Source organism: Jatrophihabitans lederbergiae, assembly GCF_031845305.1.
Taxonomy (GTDB): domain Bacteria; phylum Actinomycetota; class Actinomycetes; order Mycobacteriales; family Jatrophihabitantaceae; genus Jatrophihabitans_A; species Jatrophihabitans_A lederbergiae.
The window spans coordinates 1-303 of sequence record NZ_JAVREH010000245.1 but is presented as its reverse complement, the minus strand read 5'-3'; the positions used below and the strand labels follow the sequence as shown (position 1 = coordinate 303).

General features: G+C 69.0%; 1 pseudogene. It reads right to left on the bottom strand.

The window, feature by feature from the left end:
- Nucleotides 1–303, bottom strand: a pseudogene (locus RM423_RS25140) (histidine kinase); the annotation flags it as partial.

Sequence of the window (303 nt, the reverse complement as noted above, 5' to 3'; positions counted from 1 at the left end):
CTCGCGGGAGTACGCGTCCTTTGCCGATGTAGTCGTGGCTGATGACGTGCACGTCGATGGTGCCGGAGGTGCGGGTGATGGCCATGCCGGTGCCGGGGCCGGTGAGCGCGGCGACGACGGGGTTGCGGCGGCTTGCGCCGATGACAATCTGGGTGGCGTTGTTCGCTCGGGCGAAGTTCAGCACCGCGGCCGGGATGTCGTCACCGACGATGGAGTGGTAACTGCCGCCCAGGGATTCGACCAGCACGCGTTGGGTGGCAAGTTCGGCGACGCTGGACCCGGCCAGGCCGTCGCTGCGGGCGA